Annotated in this window: 15 protein-coding genes and 1 pseudogene; 6 read left to right on the top strand and 10 right to left on the bottom strand. The window is 63.4% G+C overall.

From position 1 onward, the window contains the following. Positions 1-160: 160 nt before the first annotated feature. Positions 161-613 carry a DUF1931 family protein gene (locus tag VNW74_RS19090; protein ID WP_325679627.1) on the bottom strand — a complete coding sequence of 151 codons (453 nt, stop codon included), beginning with the start codon at positions 611-613 and terminating at the stop codon, positions 161-163. 413 nt (positions 614-1,026) lie between these two features. Between VNW74_RS19090 and VNW74_RS19095 the strand changes: the two genes are divergently transcribed. Further along, the gene (locus VNW74_RS19095; RefSeq protein WP_325679664.1) at positions 1,027-1,341 is read left to right on the top strand and encodes an STAS domain-containing protein; all 315 of its coding nucleotides are present in this window, start codon (positions 1,027-1,029) and stop codon (positions 1,339-1,341) included. Between the two features lie 515 nt (positions 1,342-1,856). Here the strand turns inward: VNW74_RS19095 and VNW74_RS19100 are convergent. Then, on the bottom strand, positions 1,857-2,669 hold the full coding sequence (locus VNW74_RS19100; RefSeq protein ID WP_325679629.1) for an LLM class F420-dependent oxidoreductase: 813 nt from the start codon (positions 2,667-2,669) through the stop codon (positions 1,857-1,859). A 138-nt stretch (positions 2,670-2,807) separates the two neighbouring features. On the opposite strand from VNW74_RS19100, the gene VNW74_RS19105 reads away from it, so the two are divergent. Continuing rightward, entirely contained in the window at positions 2,808-3,698 is an 891-nt protein-coding gene (locus tag VNW74_RS19105; RefSeq protein WP_325679631.1) for a LysR family transcriptional regulator, read from the top strand. A 42-nt stretch (positions 3,699-3,740) separates the two neighbouring features. Here VNW74_RS19105 and fgd read toward each other — a convergent pair whose 3' ends face one another. From fgd to VNW74_RS19125, 4 genes are all read right to left on the bottom strand, one after another. Continuing rightward, positions 3,741-4,748, bottom strand: a complete 1,008-nt coding sequence (gene fgd / locus VNW74_RS19110) for a glucose-6-phosphate dehydrogenase (coenzyme-F420) (protein WP_325679665.1) — start codon at positions 4,746-4,748, stop codon at positions 3,741-3,743. Positions 4,749-4,802: 54 nt separating this feature from the next. Next, positions 4,803-6,167 (bottom strand): MFS transporter, encoded by a 1,365-nt coding sequence (locus VNW74_RS19115; RefSeq protein ID WP_325679633.1) that lies wholly within the window; start codon positions 6,165-6,167, stop codon positions 4,803-4,805. Positions 6,168-6,220: 53 nt separating this feature from the next. Continuing rightward, positions 6,221-6,652 carry a hypothetical protein gene (locus VNW74_RS19120; protein WP_325679634.1) on the bottom strand — a complete coding sequence of 144 codons (432 nt, stop codon included), beginning with the start codon at positions 6,650-6,652 and terminating at the stop codon, positions 6,221-6,223. Positions 6,653-6,872: 220 nt separating this feature from the next. Continuing rightward, on the bottom strand, positions 6,873-7,916 hold the full coding sequence (locus tag VNW74_RS19125) for an aldo/keto reductase (protein ID WP_325679636.1): 1,044 nt from the start codon (positions 7,914-7,916) through the stop codon (positions 6,873-6,875). Between the two features lie 318 nt (positions 7,917-8,234). Between VNW74_RS19125 and VNW74_RS31925 the strand changes: the two are divergent. Then, positions 8,235-8,372 (top strand): annotated as a pseudogene (locus tag VNW74_RS31925) (hypothetical protein); the annotation flags it as partial. 183 nt (positions 8,373-8,555) lie between these two features. Here VNW74_RS31925 and VNW74_RS19135 read toward each other — a convergent pair. Then, positions 8,556-9,512: an AraC family transcriptional regulator gene (locus VNW74_RS19135; protein WP_325679638.1), complete on the bottom strand. Its 957-nt coding sequence runs from the start codon at positions 9,510-9,512 to the stop codon at positions 8,556-8,558. A 48-nt stretch (positions 9,513-9,560) separates the two neighbouring features. Between VNW74_RS19135 and VNW74_RS19140 the strand changes: the two genes are divergently transcribed. Next, the gene (locus VNW74_RS19140) at positions 9,561-10,583 is read left to right on the top strand and encodes an NAD(P)-dependent alcohol dehydrogenase (RefSeq protein ID WP_325679639.1); all 1,023 of its coding nucleotides are present in this window, start codon (positions 9,561-9,563) and stop codon (positions 10,581-10,583) included. Between the two features lie 171 nt (positions 10,584-10,754). On the opposite strand, the gene VNW74_RS19145 is transcribed toward VNW74_RS19140, so the two are convergent. Further along, on the bottom strand, positions 10,755-11,255 hold the full coding sequence (locus VNW74_RS19145) for a hypothetical protein (protein WP_325679640.1): 501 nt from the start codon (positions 11,253-11,255) through the stop codon (positions 10,755-10,757). 108 nt (positions 11,256-11,363) lie between these two features. Here VNW74_RS19145 and VNW74_RS19150 point away from each other — a divergent pair, with 108 nt between their 5' ends. Next, a complete protein-coding gene (locus tag VNW74_RS19150; protein WP_325679641.1) occupies positions 11,364-12,599 on the top strand; it encodes a cytochrome P450 in 1,236 nt (411 codons plus the stop codon). After that, a complete protein-coding gene (locus tag VNW74_RS19155; protein WP_325679642.1) occupies positions 12,599-13,210 on the top strand; it encodes a TetR/AcrR family transcriptional regulator in 612 nt (203 codons plus the stop codon). Before VNW74_RS19150 ends, VNW74_RS19155 begins: the two co-directional genes overlap by 1 nt. Here VNW74_RS19155 and VNW74_RS19160 read toward each other — a convergent pair. Beyond that, on the bottom strand, positions 13,178-14,317 hold the full coding sequence (locus VNW74_RS19160) for an acyltransferase (protein ID WP_325679644.1): 1,140 nt from the start codon (positions 14,315-14,317) through the stop codon (positions 13,178-13,180). The genes VNW74_RS19155 and VNW74_RS19160 overlap by 33 nt on opposite strands. Beyond that, positions 14,314-16,023 carry a DEAD/DEAH box helicase gene (locus VNW74_RS19165; RefSeq protein WP_325679646.1) on the bottom strand — a complete coding sequence of 570 codons (1,710 nt, stop codon included), beginning with the start codon at positions 16,021-16,023 and terminating at the stop codon, positions 14,314-14,316. The genes VNW74_RS19160 and VNW74_RS19165 overlap by 4 nt, the downstream gene beginning before the upstream one ends. Positions 16,024-16,076: the final 53 nt, after the last annotated feature.

Here is a 16,076-nt window from a genome sequence, read left to right on the forward strand (position 1 = left end):
CACCGGCCACGACCTCCGCAAGGTCGATACCCGGTTCAACCTGCACGCCGCGACACGGGCGTGGCGATTCCTGAACCCTGATGGCTGACCGGAAACCCGCGGCAACGGACCTCTAGGGTGAGCCGTCGCCAGATTCACTGATAGGTGGGGACCGTCGACATCAGTACACCAGCCGGAATAGCGTGAACGCCCGGTTCCAGTGCTCAGTCGACGGGTTGGAGACCGTCGGGTCCACTACGCGAAACGACCGGGCCAGCGCGATGCTCAACCCGCCGAACAGCTCTGGCAGCAGCTGCTCGGTGGCCTCGGCGAACGTAACGTCCCCAGGTGGTTGCCGCACCACCTGGCGCAGCAGCTCGCGGATCTCCTCGGCCTCCTCGAGCTTGTCGAACTCGCGCATTCGTTCCTGGACGCCCTTGGTGATCGGAAGGTCCTGCGCCACAATCACGTCACGCCCGTTCCACTTGGCCGAGTTGCGTCCGGCGATGGCAATATCATCGATCTGCTCGTCGACGAACTCCCGAAAGCGACGTACGTCGTTCTTGTCGATCTTGATACTTGCGACCGAGCGGAAGAACCGTTCGAACACCGGAATACCCGACGGATGGGTCACGCGTTACCTCCCGTCGTAGATCCAGACTGGCCCGATCAGGCCGACACTTAACGTTCGCACTTCGTCGGTCACACCGAATCGGACCCGCAGATGCAATCTCGCCAGGCCGGTTCGGCCTCACAGGTCGATACGCACTAGGGAACGCACTTCGGAAGAAGCAACGGAGGAGCACTCTTGCCGCGCCCGCATGCTGTTCCAGCGTGCCTACCCTCAACGGTGTTTTTCGATCCGCCGGGCCAGTGTGGGGCCGAGCCCCAGCTTCCCACTATTAGCTCCATGCAAATCTGGCCTCAGTGGCTAATCCCACTGCCATCGATGGATTCCGCTGACGCCACAAAGATGCGCACCGGGAGGGTGAAGTGAACGATCCAGCGGAGGGAAGACAAACACAAACCTGCTCCGTCACCGTCGACGTGAAGCGATCCCCGACGAACAAGAGCGTCATACATGTGAGCGGTGACCTGCTCCACGGAGCAAGCGCGACGATGCGCCGGGTCGTGGCCACTGAACTGAACCGATCGCCGGCACTATTGGCGCTCGATCTGTCCAGGGTGAACCGCATCGACGCCGAGGGAATCGATGCCCTGGTATCCGCGGCGACGCAAGCCGGCGAATCCGATATCTCGTTCTGCCTTATCGGGGTGCACGGACACCCTGTCGAGACGGGGCTCGCCGAAGCCGGGCTGACGGAACTCTTTGAGATCGTCGCAGCAGTCAGTGACACGTAACCGTCAGAAACGCGGGCCACGGGATCGGCCGCTGCCGGTCGGTGTCGGCATCACCGGATTATCCAGCAGCGCAACGACTCTGGCGTGCGATGAGCGAGTCGTGACGACCCTAATTCGGGAGTGGGGCACTCGGAGCGGACTTCAAGCCGTCCTTCAGGTCGGAGGCCAAACCAACTTTGGACCTTCGGCCGAAGCCTTGCTAACCCAGTTTCGCGTGGGAACGGAGCCCTGAAGCTACCCGGATCCCCTAGAGCACCTAACTACTTTCTCATTTACGTGGCAGATTTGCCATCGCTCTGCCATTCCTGTGAGAAGTCTGCCATCTCGTTTGAGAACCTACACCCGCTGTAGGTTCTCAAACTGCGTGGCGGATGACGACGCCTCTAGCTGCGCGTTTGCAGAATTCTCATCAAAATGGCGGACGAGTTTTTGTCATCTTCGTGGCGGATCCTAATCGCACGGTTGTGCAGGATCTCGGACGGCTCCAAAACCGCTGCAACGCAACCGGGAAACCATCAACCGTTATATTTGTCGCGCCAGCGGATCCACTCCCGCAGGGGCTCGAGATCGTAGTTCGGTCCACCAATCGTCCACGTGAATAACGTGAACCCAAGCTCGCGGAGCTCATCGGGTTTCGCAAAGTTCTCCGCCATGTCGGCCGTGACGGCGGGAGACGCCAAAATGAGACCGCAACGCTCGATGTCGTTCACGTCGCGCCCGACCGCCCGGCAATGTGCTTCGAGCACCTCCCCCTTGTGGCGCAGGGTGTCCTCGTCGCCGACAGCGTGCCAGATATCGGCATGCTCTGCAACGATGCGCAGTGTCTTCTTTTCGCCGCCCCCGCCGATTAGCACGGGAATCTTGCGTGTCGGTGGAGGGTTGAGTCGGGCGAGCCGCCGCTCGATTCGCGGCATCGCCGTCGCAAGTTCATCGAGGCGGTGGCCCGCGGTGCCGAAAGTGTAGCCGTATTCGTCGAAGTCCTTTTGCCACCAGCCTGAGCCAATGCCGAGGATAAGCCGTCCGCCGCTGATGTGGTCAACGGTGCGGGCCATGTCGGCCAGCAGGTCTGGGTTGCGGTATGCGTTGCAGCTCACGAGGGCCCCGATCTCGACGCGGCTGGTGGATTCCGCCCAGGCACCCAGCACGGTCCAGCATTCAAAAACCTTGCCGTCCGGGTCACCGTCGAGTGGGAAGAAGTGGTCATAGTTGAAAACGATGTCCACGCCGATATTTTCGGCTTCTTGGGCAGCGCGGCGGATCGCGTCATAGTCGGCATGCTGCAACTGTAGGTGAGCTGCAATTCGGATTGGCCTGCTTGCTGGCGTCATGCTTCGAGTCCTTTCATTTAGTTGGCGGTCAGGGTAGGCAACTGCAGCGTGCTTTCATTGCCCACATAACCACTCCGCAAGCCATGCGTAAAATGCAAGATCTTCGGACATCGATTCGTTCAGCGTATCGTTTGTCGTATGTACATTGACGAATTGCGCTGGTTTGTGGTGCTGGCCGAAACGGGACACATGACCGATGCCGCAGCCAAACTCAACGTCAGCCAACCCACGCTGTCGCGAGCGTTAGCACGTCTCGAACACCAAGTCGGCGCGCCGCTCTTCGATCGGCTGCATCGTCGGATACAGCTCAACGCCTACGGTCGCATCATGCTGGAGCATTCACGACGCGGGCTGGCCGAAATGCGCTGGGCTAGTGAGCGGATCGCCGCACTACGCGATCCCGATGGCGGCACCGTGCGACTGGCGTTTGTGCGCTCAGTGGCAACTGGGTTGGTTCCGGACCTGCTGCGCCGATTCCGCAGCAAAGCGCCCCGGGTGCATTTCGATCTCCGCGAGGCCGCAGGCCACCAAGTCGTCGATCTTCTCGCGGATGGGCAAGTTGACCTAGCCATCACCGGTCCGCGTCCCGACGGTGACCAGTTCGGCTGGCACGCGCTCACCACTTTGCGCTTATGCCTTGCGGTGCCCCACAACCACCGGTTCGCCCACCGGCGCAGGATCCGTCTCGCCGAGGCCGCCGACGAATCATTCATTGTCGCCACAGACCCGTTCATGCTGGGCGCCGTTACCCACGAATTGTGGGCCGCCGAGCACATCAGCCCACCGGTTGCGCTCGAAGTAACCTCACTGCCGACCATCGAAGGATTCGTGGCTGCCGGTCTGGGGGTCGCGATAGTGCCCGAACCGCGCCCGAATCACGCCGAACCGATGGCGGTCTACATCCCCCTATCCAATGCACAGGCAAAACATCCCGTCGGGTTGGTCTGGGCACGCAGGCGTGATATCTCGCCAGCCGCTAAACGCTTCGCGGCCTTCACCAAAAGCCACACACCAACAGCACCCGGGTGACGTCAAAGGCCCCGAAGTCTTCGCGCCGTCCGGCATGTCGGGTCAGCCCAGCCGTCGCAACCGTGGCGCGAGATCCTTTTCGAAGAGCTCCAGGAATCGGCGCTGGTCGTGGCCCGGCGCGTGGAACACCAAGTGGTTGAGGCCCCACGTGACGTACTGGCCGACCTTTTCGACGGCCTCGTCGGGATCCGAAGCCACAATCCAGCGCTTGGCGACCTGCTCGATCGGAAGCGCGTCGGCGGCCTTCTCCATCTCGATCGGGTCGTCGATGCTGTGTTTCTGCTCGGCGGTCAGCGACAGCGGGGCCCAAAACCGGCAGTTCTCCAACGCCAGCTTCGGGTCGGGGTCATAGGAGATCTTGATCTCGATCATCTTGTCGATGTCGCCGACCGATCTGCCCGCACCCACTGCCCCTTCTAAGACCGCCGGCATCAGCTTGTCCTTGTAGAGCTCCTCACCCTTGCCCGACGTGCAGATGAAACCGTCGCCGGCGCGTCCGGCGTATTTGGCCACCGCCGGGCCGCCGGCCGCGATGTAGATCGGCACCCCGCCCTCGGGCACGTCGTAAATCGAGGCTCCTTTGAGCCGGTAGTACTCGCCGTCGAAGTCGACGCGATCACCGCGCCACAGCTCGCGCATCAACCGCACCGATTCGCGCAACCGGGCGAACCGCTCCTTGAACTCCGGCCAGTCACCCTGGTATCCGGTGGCGATCTCGTTCAGCGCCTCACCGGTACCCACGCCCAAAAAGATCCGATCCGGATACAGACAAGCCATGGTGGCGAAGGCCTGCGCCACGACGGCCGGGTTGTACCGGAACGTCGGGGTCAGCACCGAGGTGCCTAACGTGATTCGCTTGGTGCGTTCGCCGACCGCGGTCATCCAGGCCAGCGAGAACGGCGCGTGGCCGCCCTCGTGCCGCCACGGCTGGAAGTGGTCACTAACCGTTGCGCTGTCCATGCCGTGACCTTCGGCGGCGACCGCCAGCTCGACGAGCTCACGCGGCCCGAATTGCTCCGCCGACGCCTTATATCCCAGTTTCAATTCAATTACCTCCCTTTGCGCGGCTCGAAATCCACGCCTTCAGTTCGTTTGATCCCGAGTTCATTGCGGCAAACTTTGCGTACGCGCGCCACGGCCCCGCCGGAGGATGCTGCGGTCCGTCAACAGTGCAAGCAGCCCCGCGAGGCTGACGGCGATCATGACCCAGCCGGTCACGTGTAGGCCGTGGTCATCGACACGGGTATGAAACACCACGGAGATGATTGCGGCGGAGGCGATCGACCCGAGGTAACCAAAGGACCGGAGCAAGCCGGCGGCGGTGCCGATCTGGTGGGCGGTGACGTGAGTGTAGAGGGCCGTTTGATTCCCAATACTGGTGGTGCTGAGGGTGATCCCGAACAGCAGGGTGACACCCACGATGCCGACGATCGGGGTACTGGTGCTAAGAAAAAGCAGCCCAAACGAACCCGCCAGACAGGAGAACGCCGACATGATCAGCGGCACGCGCACCAGCTTGCGTCGGGAGATCAGTGGGACGAGCAGAACGGCGAGCGCGTTCATGGGTAGCAGCAGCAGTCCGGCCTCTCGGGCGGAAACTCCCCTGCCTGCCTCAGCCCACTCGGTGATGCCGTAAAAAACGGTGTACACACACAGCATGGTCAGGGCGAATCGCACATAGGTCAGCGTCAATGCCAGGTTCGCGGCCAGCAAGCGCACATCGAAGAACGGACGACGCTCCTGCATCTCCCACCACACCAGCGTGGCTCCGCACAGGACAGCCAGGCCCAGCGCGATCCAGTGCGGGTGCGGGAACGACAGCAGAAACACCAGAAACGCAGCCATGGCCGCGCCGAAACCGGCGATGCCGGCCAGGTCGATGCGAGCCACAATGCGGCCAAGCGTGATCGATCTACCGGTCTTCGGGTCGGGCGGGATCCACATCAAGGCCATTACAAGGGTCGCGATGGCGAGTGGGATGTTGACCAAGAACGTGGTTCGCCACCCCCAGGCGTCGACCAGCACGCCGCCGAGGGGAAGCCCGGCGGCCGCGGTTACCGTGCCGGCCATCACCAGGCCGCCCAGCACGGGCCCGGGCGGCTCGTCCATCTCGGCGTGTTCGGCTTGGCGCCGGACTAGCAACATCGCCGAGGGATAGGCGGTGGATGTGCCCACCCCGATCAGAACCCGAGCCAGCACCAAAGTGGTCAGGTTTCCGCTCAGCCCGCCCACCACCCCGCCGGCCAGTACGGTAAGGATCCCGCCCAGGAATACCCGCCGCGGCCCGAATTCCTCCGACAGTTTCCCGGCGGTCGGCTGGGCGATCGCGGTCGTCAGGTAAAGCGCGGAGACTAGGACTGCCGTGCGTCCCACCGGCACGTGCAGCGCGGCGGCGATCGGCACCAGCGCGGTGGCGATCAGCGAGGAGTTGATTGGGTTGAGCGCCGAGCCTGCAAGCAGCGGTGTCACGAACCGCCAGGAGAAAACGGTCCTCGTCCGTACGATCTGCTTCGCCGCGCGCATCAGAGGTGCCTGGTTGGGCTCGATGACTCCGGTGGTGATATCCGCGGAGGTGCGGTGGGTGCCCGCCGGCGGGCCCAGCCGAGCACGGCGATCCACAGCCATGGGAGCACGAGCCCGGCCGCGACGTGCCCGAGCGGCAGGACACCGTTGGCCAGATAGGCTGCGGTGGCGATGAAGTCGACGGCCTGGATGGCGATCATGGTGTTGATCCAGACCCGATGGCGCCAGGGTGCACCCGCCGCGACGAACATGCCGACGCCGTAGCCGATGATTCTGGCCGCCGACATCGCCAATATGTAGTTCACCCAGGCCGGGGCGGCGGGCTGAAGGTGAAGCAATGTTTGCAAAGTGGCCGGTCTGACGAGAAGCGTTGCTCCAAAGAGAATTTGGATGATGCCGATCGTGATCAGTGCCGCACGCATGACGCGCATCGCGGTTCCTTTCTCGGTGCGTATTTGGGCTCGCGTCGAAGTGTCGCGTCCAGCCCTGCTTTAGCCCGATTTGCGCCGATTTGGTTGTGTGCTCATCGCCAATACGGCGAACACACCAACCGGGTTCGGATTGCGCGGCGGGGGGCCAACATTGATTCGATCGATGCCTCGATGAGGCGCACATCTAATCCCATGGTTGCCATGCGCTCTTCATCGTCAGTCAGTGTTGTGGGAGGAGGGCCGGCGATTGAGTTCTTACGCGGCGAGTGTGGTCATCGTCGAGGCCTTGGAGGTTGTCGCGTGGTGTGTAGGGCCATTCGAGTTGATCGAGTTCGCCATTGCTGAGTTCCATGTCGACGGAGGCAATTGCGTCGTCGATCTGCGCGATCGTGTTGGCCCCGACGATCGGGGCCGTCACCACCGAGCGATGGTGCAGCCACGCCAGGGCGATCGTGGCGCGGGAAACACCGTGAGACGCGGCGATATCGCCAACGGCGTCGATGATGGCGCGGTCGGAATCGGCTGTCTGGTCGGTGTATAGCAAGTCGACTGCGGGGTCGGACCCTGATCGGTTGGTCGCCGCGGCCTGCCATGGGCGAGCCAGCCGGCCGCGCGCCAGCGGGCTCCACACCATCGTGCCCACGCCCTCGTCGGCACACAGCGGCAGCATCTCGCGTTCCTCCTCGCGGGCCACCAGGTTGTAGTGGTCTTGCATGGTGATGAATCGGGTCCAGCCATGCTGGTGCTGCAGATGCAAGGCCTTGGCGAACTCAAAGGCCCGCATCGAAGATGCGCCGAGGTAGCGGGCCTTGCCGGCCTTGACGACGTCGTGAAGGGCTTCCAGGGTCTCTTCCACCGGTGTTTGGTAGTCCGGCCGGTGGATCATGTAGATGTCCACGTAGTCGGTGCCCAGCCGGCGCAAACTGTGATCGATCTCGGCCATGATGGCCTTGCGGGATAGCCCCTGACCATTCGGGCCAGGGCGCATGGCGTGGCGAATCTTTGTGCACACGACCACGTTGTCGCGGTCGGCGTAATCCTTTAGCGCCCGCCCGAGGATCTCCTCGCTGGAGCCCAGCGAATACCAGTTGGCGGTGTCGAAGAAGTTGATACCGGCCTCTACGGCGTGCTCGATTAGCGGGCGGCTGTCCTCTTCAGTCAGTGACCAGGCCGGATATCCGCGGCCCGGCTCGCCATAGGTCATGGCGCCCAGCGCGATCGACGAGACCTCCAGGCCCGTTGACCCGAGTTTGGTGTAGCGCATGACTGATTCCTCCCTGAAGGCTGGTGGGCTTTCTATCAGTCACATAACCATTGAGCGGAGCATGCGTAAAATGCACGATCTTCAGAAATCGATTCACTTAACGTATCGGACGCCGATGCACGTTGATGAATTGCGCATGCTCGACGACACACCCGTCGCCGCCTCTATGGCCTCGAGCTGGTCGGGTGAATGCCACCTGATCCAAACTGGTCGGGTAGCGATGGGAAGGTCCAGTGCGCGGGCAACAGCACCGAGCGACAGGTCCATACGACCAGCCGTCACTTCGAGCCAGGAGATGTCATCTGGCTTCTGTCGAATTACGTCCCGCTCAACGACGGCTACAACTGGAAGGGCGACCCGAACGCGACCACGTCCGGTCAAGCCATCCCGCAATTGCCGCCGGGCACACCAAATTCCACCGCATTACCGCCTGCACCGCTCGCGGTAGCCAAGTAAGACCCCGCCACCTGTACCTATGTCGGGCCCGACGGCGAGACCTACACCCAGGCCAACCTGGCGCGCGATGCCAATCAACACCAAACGTGGCAGGACATGCTGTCGTCGCCGAAGGGACACTGACCCCTCCTAACCCTGTTGTGGTGCAACTAATTCAGAGCCAAAGGACACCGGGCGCAGACCTCATCCGCGGTCTTTCCGGATCGTTTGGTGATGACGGCGCCAGGCGCCGGGCGCGACGCCGTGGTGACGGGCGAACGCTCGGCTTAGTGCGGTACCCGTCTGGTAGCCAATCTGGCTGGCGATCTGCTGCAGGCTCAGCGAGGTATCCCGAAGCAGTGCCTTTGCGCGATACATTCGCCATGAATCCAGGTAGCCCAGTGGGGTGTCGCCCGTTTTGGCCTTGAACGCCGCGGCGAAGGCAGAGCGCGACATGTGTGCCTCTCGTGCCAGCGCGTCAACTGTCCATCGGCGCGCGATGTCGGTATGCATCGCGCGCATCGCCCGTGCCATCTGCGGGTCGTGAAGTGCGCTGAGCCAACCGGCCTCTCCATCGATTGCCGAGGCGTGCACCGCGCGAAGCGCCTGAACGAACAATATGTCGGCGAGACGGGTAACGATGAGGTGCGTGCCGATGCCGCCCGTCGCCGTAGCCTGTGCCAGGAGGTCGAACGTTGCTTTTACGGCTCGGCACGACGGACCGTCTAGATCCAAGCGGACGTGCGGAGGCAGCCGCGCAAACAGAGGCTGGGCAACGTCGGTATCGACGGGAAACCGTCCGAATATCACCTCCGTCAGCTCACCTTCGCCGCCGTGAGTGACGTCGTAGTCGGTGAGTACTCTTTCGCAGCTCACTACGTCATCACCCAGTCGGTGCTGCAACGTGAAATCACAATCGGGTTGCATAAGGTAGCAATCACCAGTGTTCAGTCGGACGGGCGAATCGGCGGACGTCATCGTCAGCCAGCACGAGCCCCGAGCAATCATCATCAGGTGCGCGGCGTCCCTCGGGTGAAACGAAATACCCCACGGTGCCCGCGACTGCACGCGGATGTATCTCGAGTTCTCGATGTCCATCGTGGCCAGCACGTCGTCAAACGGATCCATGAATCGGCTCGTGGACGATGGGGTATCAATCACGGACGATATGCTATCGATCGTCCAGCTCGGAATCCATACGCTCTGGGTATGCAGTCGTTCAGAATCAACAACGCATCCTCGGTCGACCTCGTCGAAGAGCCCGTGCCCGTCGCGGGTGCGGGCGAAGTGCTAGTTCGGATCAGAGCGGCTTCGCTCAACGCGCGCGATCGGATCCTCCTCGATCAGGTCATCGACGGGGGCGCCGCAGTGGGCAAGATTGCGCTATCGGATGGGGCTGGCGTGGTGGAGTCGGTCGGCGAGCGCGCGACACGCTTTCAGGTGGGCGATCGCGTCGTCAATTGCTTCCATCCAATGTGGTTCGGAGGTGTCAGGCGCGGTCACGCCCCGACGTACGCACTTGAGCTGGACGGATGGCTGACCGAATTCTTAGTGGTCAGCGAGCAAGCACTGCTACGCATACCTGACCACCTCAGCTTCGAGGAAGCGGCTACGTTGCCATGCGCCGGAGTTACCGCGTGGTCCGCACTAGCGGGGGTGGGGGCCGGGGATACGGTGCTCGTTCAGGGTTCGGGCGGTGTCTCCATCTTTGCCGCACAGTTCGCCGTCGCTGCCGGTGCCCGCGTCATCGCGACCACGTCGAGCGCGGAGAAAGCCACTCGGTTCGGTGAACTCGGTGTCCAGGATGTCCTGAACTACGTCGATCGACCGGACTGGGGTGCCGAAGTGCGGCGGCTCACTGGCGGCCGTGGTGTAGATCTCGTGGTGGAGATCGGCGGCGCTGGATCGCTCGCGCAGTCGTCACGAGCTCTCGCCTATGGCGGTCGGATCTCTCTCATCGGCAATCTCGCCCCGTCCGGCGAAGAAATCGACTTGATGCAATTCTTTTGGAATGGCGCGACATTGCGCTCGATCGCGGTGGGCAGTCGCAGCGACTTCGAGGATATGAATCGTGTACTAGCCCAACATCAAATGCACCCCGTGATCGATCGCGTCTTCCCGTTCAGCGAGGCACGCGCTGCGCTGTCCCATTTCCGGGCGGGGGCGCGCTTCGGCAAGGTGGTGATCAGTCACGAACCGGCAGCATCAGTCCACGCGAGCGTCGGTCGGTGAGCGCAGTTGGGCTTCAAGGCGTTCCGCCCATCGGGTGAGTTCGGCGGGCAGGTCGAATCGGGCTCGACGCTCCACCAGTAGGCGTAACCGATCGCGGTCGAGAGAATCTCCCGAGCCCGCGTGTCGGCATCGGGTTCAGAGGCAATGCTTCCGTCGGACTGCCCTGCATGACTAATCGCTCAGCAGCTCGGGCTTGAGCAGGAGGTGAGGCAGCGCGTGGCCGAGCCACTGTTCGTAATCATCGGCGCTCATGTCCCCGTCGACGGTCAGCAGTGAATACACATACGGCGTGTTGATCATCGACATCACGTTGACCGCTTGTTGGGTTGACAGGCCGGGTCGCAACGACTGGGGGCCGAGTTGGTCGATCCAATGCCTGCAGTCGGCACTCTGAAGGTCGCGCAGCCGGCTGCGCAATTCCTTGAGCGCGGGCTCGCTGGAGGCTGCCTGCTCCATCACCCGGATCAGCGGTGCCACTCGTTCGTTGAGGGCCCGGATGAACTTCGCATAGTCGGCGAACCGGGCGGCGCAGCGGGCGCCTGAGATGTCGGCAAGGCCCGGCGCGCTGTCCACCACCGCAATTCCGTCGGGGTCGCCGACCAGAGCGACCTCGATGACCGCCGACAGCACGCCGGCCGCGGCCGTCGCCGCGGCGCTCGCCTCTCGCGGCATTCCCCGCGGGGACGCGCTCTTCGCCGCCCAGGCCGCCACTGACCTGTGTACGCATGAAGGCGCGGCCCGGGTATTGACACATATGAATTATTGTCGTACGAATAAGACATGACAGCGACTCTGTCTCACGAGCCTCGATTTCAATTGGCGACCGCCGAAACCTGGCCCAACCCGTGGCCGTTGTACCGTGCGCTACGCGACCACGACCCGGTGCACCACGTGGTGCCGGAAGCCAGGCCCGACCACGACTACTACGTACTGTCCCGGCACGCCGACATCTGGGCGGCGGCCCGCGACCATGAGACGTTCTCGTCGGCGCAGGGGCTGACCGTCAACTATGGCGAGCTGGAACTCATTGGTCTACAAGACAATCCGCCCTTTGTTATGCAAGATCCGCCGGTACACACCGAGTTCCGCAAGCTCGTCTCGCGTGGTTTCACACCGCGGCAGGTGGAGGCGGTGGAGCCCAAGGTGCGCGAGTTCGTCGTCGAGCGCATCGAGCGGCTGCGTGCCAACGGCGGCGGCGACATCGTCGCCGAGCTGTTCAAGCCGTTGCCGTCGATGGTCGTCGCGCATTACCTCGGCGTCCCGGAAGAAGACCGCGCCAAGTTCGACGGGTGGACTGACGCGATCGTGGCGGCTAACACCGGCGCAGGCGGCATCGGCGGCGCGCTGGAAACAGTGGGCGACGCGGTCGGCTCGATGATGGCCTACTTCACCGAGCTGATCGGGCGACGCCGGCACGAACCAGAGGACGACACCATCTCGCACCTGGTCGCGGCCGGAGTCGGCGCCGACGGCGACATCGCCGGCACGCTATCGGTGCTGGCGTTCACGTTCACGATGGTCACCGGCGGAAACGACACCACCACCGGCATGCTGGGCGGCTCGGTGCAACTGCTGCACCAGCGTCCCGACCAGCGGCGGGTGCTTGCCGAGAATCCGGACCTGATCGCGGATTCTGTCGACGAGCTGCTGCGGCTGACGTCACCGGTACAGGGTCTGACCCGCACCGCCACCCGCGACGTCACAATCGGCGGCACCACCGTCCCGGCCGGCCGCCGGGTATTGCTGCTGTACGGGTCGGCAAACCGCGACGAGCGGCAGTACGGACCCGACGCCGCAGACCTCGACGTGCGGCGCTGCCCACGCAACATCCTGACGTTCAGCCACGGCGCCCACCACTGCCTGGGCGCAGCCGCCGCCCGCATGCAGTCGCGGGTGGCGTTGACCGAATTGCTTTCGCGCTGCCCAGATTTCGACGTCGACGAGGCTGACATCGGGTGGGCGGGAGGAAGCTATGTGCGGCGTCCGCTGTCGGTCCCGTTCCGGGTGACATCCTGATGGCGGCCAATGACTGGCTCTCGGAGCGCCGCACCGAGGTGGCCGCCGATCGTATTCTCGACGCCGCCGAGGAACTGTTCACTTGCCACGATCCCGGCTCGGTGGGGATGAACGAGATCGCCAAGGCCGCAGGCTGTTCCCGCGCGACCCTGTACCGCTACTTCGAAAACCGCGACGTGTTGCGAAACGCGTACGTCCACCGCGAGACCTATCGGCTCTACGACGCGATCAAAGAGCAAATCAGCGGGATCGCCGACCCTCGCCGGCGGCTCAGCGCGGGCATCGCCACCACCCTTCGCCTGGTCCGCGAAAGCCCCGCGCTCGCCTCGTGGTTTGCCACCACACAGCCGCCGATCGGCGGTGAATTGGCCGAACAATCCGACGTGATCACCGCGCTGGCCGCGGCTTTCGTCAACTCGCTCGGCGCCGACGACCCGGCGATCGTCGAAAGCCGAGGTCGCTGGCTGGTCCGGGTCATCACCTCGCTGCTGATCTTCCCGGGCCGCGACGTGGCCGACGAGCAGGCGATGGTCGAGGAATTCGTCGTCCCGATCGTGGTGCCTGTAGAACAAACGGCGTCAGCTACGCACCCGGGTAAAGCGATGCAGTAACCATGCCAGCGGAATGGTGATCACCACCGTCGCCACAAACAGCCCAACCATCGAACCCGTGTAAACGTGATCCTGCATCACGTAAACCATCGCGAATTCCATTGTCACCAAATGGATCAAGAAGATCTCGTAGGAGATCTCCCCAAGCCACACCATCGGCCGGGTCGCGAGGAAACGGCAGTACCAGCCCTGGTTGCCCAGCGCCACCGGCGCCACCGTCAGCGCCGCAATCGCCGCGTAGAACACCGCTTTGTACAGCGCTTGCGACAGGCCAAGCGGCGATGTCGTCGGATCTCCCGCAATCGGCGTAGAAGCGATGAAGTAGCAGATTACGGCGAGCGGTAGCGCGACGAAGGCGTAACAGCGCACCCCCATTCTCTGCAACACCGTCAGGCTCATGCCGGCGAGAAACCAGATCAGGTAGGTGGGCAGCCACAGCCGAGCACCGTTGGGTACCGAGGTGGTGAGGTGCACCATGACCAGCCATGCCGGGGTGATCAGCGCCAGCGCGCCAATGCCCAACAACACCAGCCTCGGCCGCCATTGTCGCCGGCACAGGACCACCAACAGCAGGTAGGCCAGCAGCGGGAGCACCACGTAGAAGGCGGCTTCCACCGCCAGGCTCCACATCTGGGTCAGACCCTGATGCAAATACCCCCTCATGTAGTTGAAGGTGTAGATCTGCGTCAACGTCAGGTTGCGGAACAACCCAATCCAGGTGTGCCCGAAATTGGGCCCGGCCGTTCGGAAGTGATAGATCAGGTAGGCCAACAGCACGGTGACGACATACGCCGGCATGATGCGCCGTACCCGGTGCCAGGCGTAGCGACGCACGGACGGCTCCGGGCCGCCGGTAGCCGCCGATTTCACCCACGGCCGAAACAGCAGATAACCCGACAGCACAAAGAAGATCGGGACGCCCATCTCCATCCGGGAACAGAACAGGCCGAAATAGCCGTCGATGTACTTGCCGGTGGTGTACGCCGCGTGAGTCCCGACAACGAGAAGGGCAGCGACGGCGCGAATACCTGTCAGCGACGCGACCCGGTCCGGCCCGGCAACCTGTTCGAGCCCGCCCTGGTCGGCCGCAATCTCGGCTCGGGTCATCCCGTGCGTTCCCGCCGCTTCGCACCGCCATCACGATGCCGGGGTTTGTCTCGAGCTCGATCCGGCTGCAGGTTAATCAGCACGCCGGAAATACGAGTTTTTTCAAGAGCTTTGAGCGTTTCGCGAGATAGTTTGGCGGGTAACTCCACCAGTGAGAAGTCGGGTCCGATCGTGATGTGGCCGAAATCGCTACGGTGCAAGCCCCCTTCGTTCGCGATGGCGCCCACAATCGCGCCCGGGCCAATCTTGTGTCGCTTCCCGACAGCGATGCGGTAGGTGGCGAACCCCGCCTTCGGGCCCTCGCCCGCTTGGCGGGTGGTCTTGGCCGGCCTGTCCGGACGCTGTTTGGGACGGCGGTCGGGCGGTGGTTCCGGTGACATCAGAAAGGCTTCGCCGTCGCGCGATTGCACCGCGAGCGCCGCCGCAATGTCGGCCATCGGGACGTCGTGCTCGCGCTCGTAGTCTTCGACCAGGCGGCGGAACAGCTCGATGCCGGGTGCGCCGAGAGTGTCGGTGATGGAATCGACGAATTTCGCTACCCGCTGCGCGTTGACGTCTTCGACGCTGGGCAGCTCGGCCTCGGTGAGCTTTTGCCGCGTTGCTTTCTCAATCGACTTGAGCAGGTGGCGCTCGCGCGGCGAGACGAACAGCAGCGCCGCGCCCGACCGACCGGCCCTGCCGGTGCGCCCGATGCGGTGCACATACGACTCGGTGTCATGCGGGATGTCGTAGTTGAGCACATGCGATATCCGCTCGACGTCCAACCCTCGGGCGGCGACATCGGTGGCAACCAGGATGTCTAGTCCTTTCGCGCCGCCCTCCTTCAGCGCGGCGATGGTCCGCTCGCGCTGGCTCTGCGGCATATCGCCGTTGATAGCTGCTGCGGAAAATCCCCGGGCGCGAAGCCTTTCGGCCACTTCTTCGGTGGCTTGCTTGGTGCGGACGAAGACGATCATCGCCTCGAACGGCTCGACCTCCAGCACTCGGGTGAGCGCGTCCATCTTGCGCGGACCGGCGACCTGAATGTAACGCTGCGAAATATTCTCGGCGGTAGTGGTTTTCGCCTCGACCCTGACTTCGGTCGGGTCGTGTAGATACTTGGCCGTGAGTTTGCGGATCGCCGGCGGCATGGTCGCGGAGAACAACGCGACCTGTTTGTATTCGGGCGTCTCGGACAGAATCCGTTCGACGTCCTCGGCGAAGCCCATGTTGAGCATCTCGTCGGCCTCGTCGAGCACCAGGTAATCCACCCGGGACAGATCCAACGTTCCGCGTTCGAGGTGGTCGATGACTCGGCCGGGAGTTCCCACCACCACCTGCGCACCACGTTTTAGCCCAGCCAGTTGCACCGCATACGAGGACCCGCCGTAGATCGGCAGCACGTTGATCTGGGGCAGGTGGGCGCCATACCGGCTGAACGCCTCCGCCACTTGCAGCGCCAGCTCGCGGGTCGGCGCCAGCACCAGCGCTTGCGTCGCCTTGCTGCTGGTGTCGATCTTGGACAGGATCGGCATCGCGAAAGCCGCTGTCTTGCCCGTCCCAGTCTGCGCCAGCCCCACCACGTCGGACCCGGCCATCAGCGCCGGAATCGTCGCCGCCTGAATCGCTGACGGCGACTCGTAGCCGACGTCGACGACGGCCTGCAAGACCGAAGGGTGGATCTGCAGGTCGGCAAAGGTCACAGTGGCGCTGTCCGGTGAAGCCATTTGAAGACAAAGTCTAGGGCGTGGTGCGGCGCCGCGCGGCCACGCCTGCCACG

It is taken from the genome of Mycobacterium sp., from assembly GCF_035570115.1.
Lineage (GTDB): Bacteria > Actinomycetota > Actinomycetes > Mycobacteriales > Mycobacteriaceae > Mycobacterium.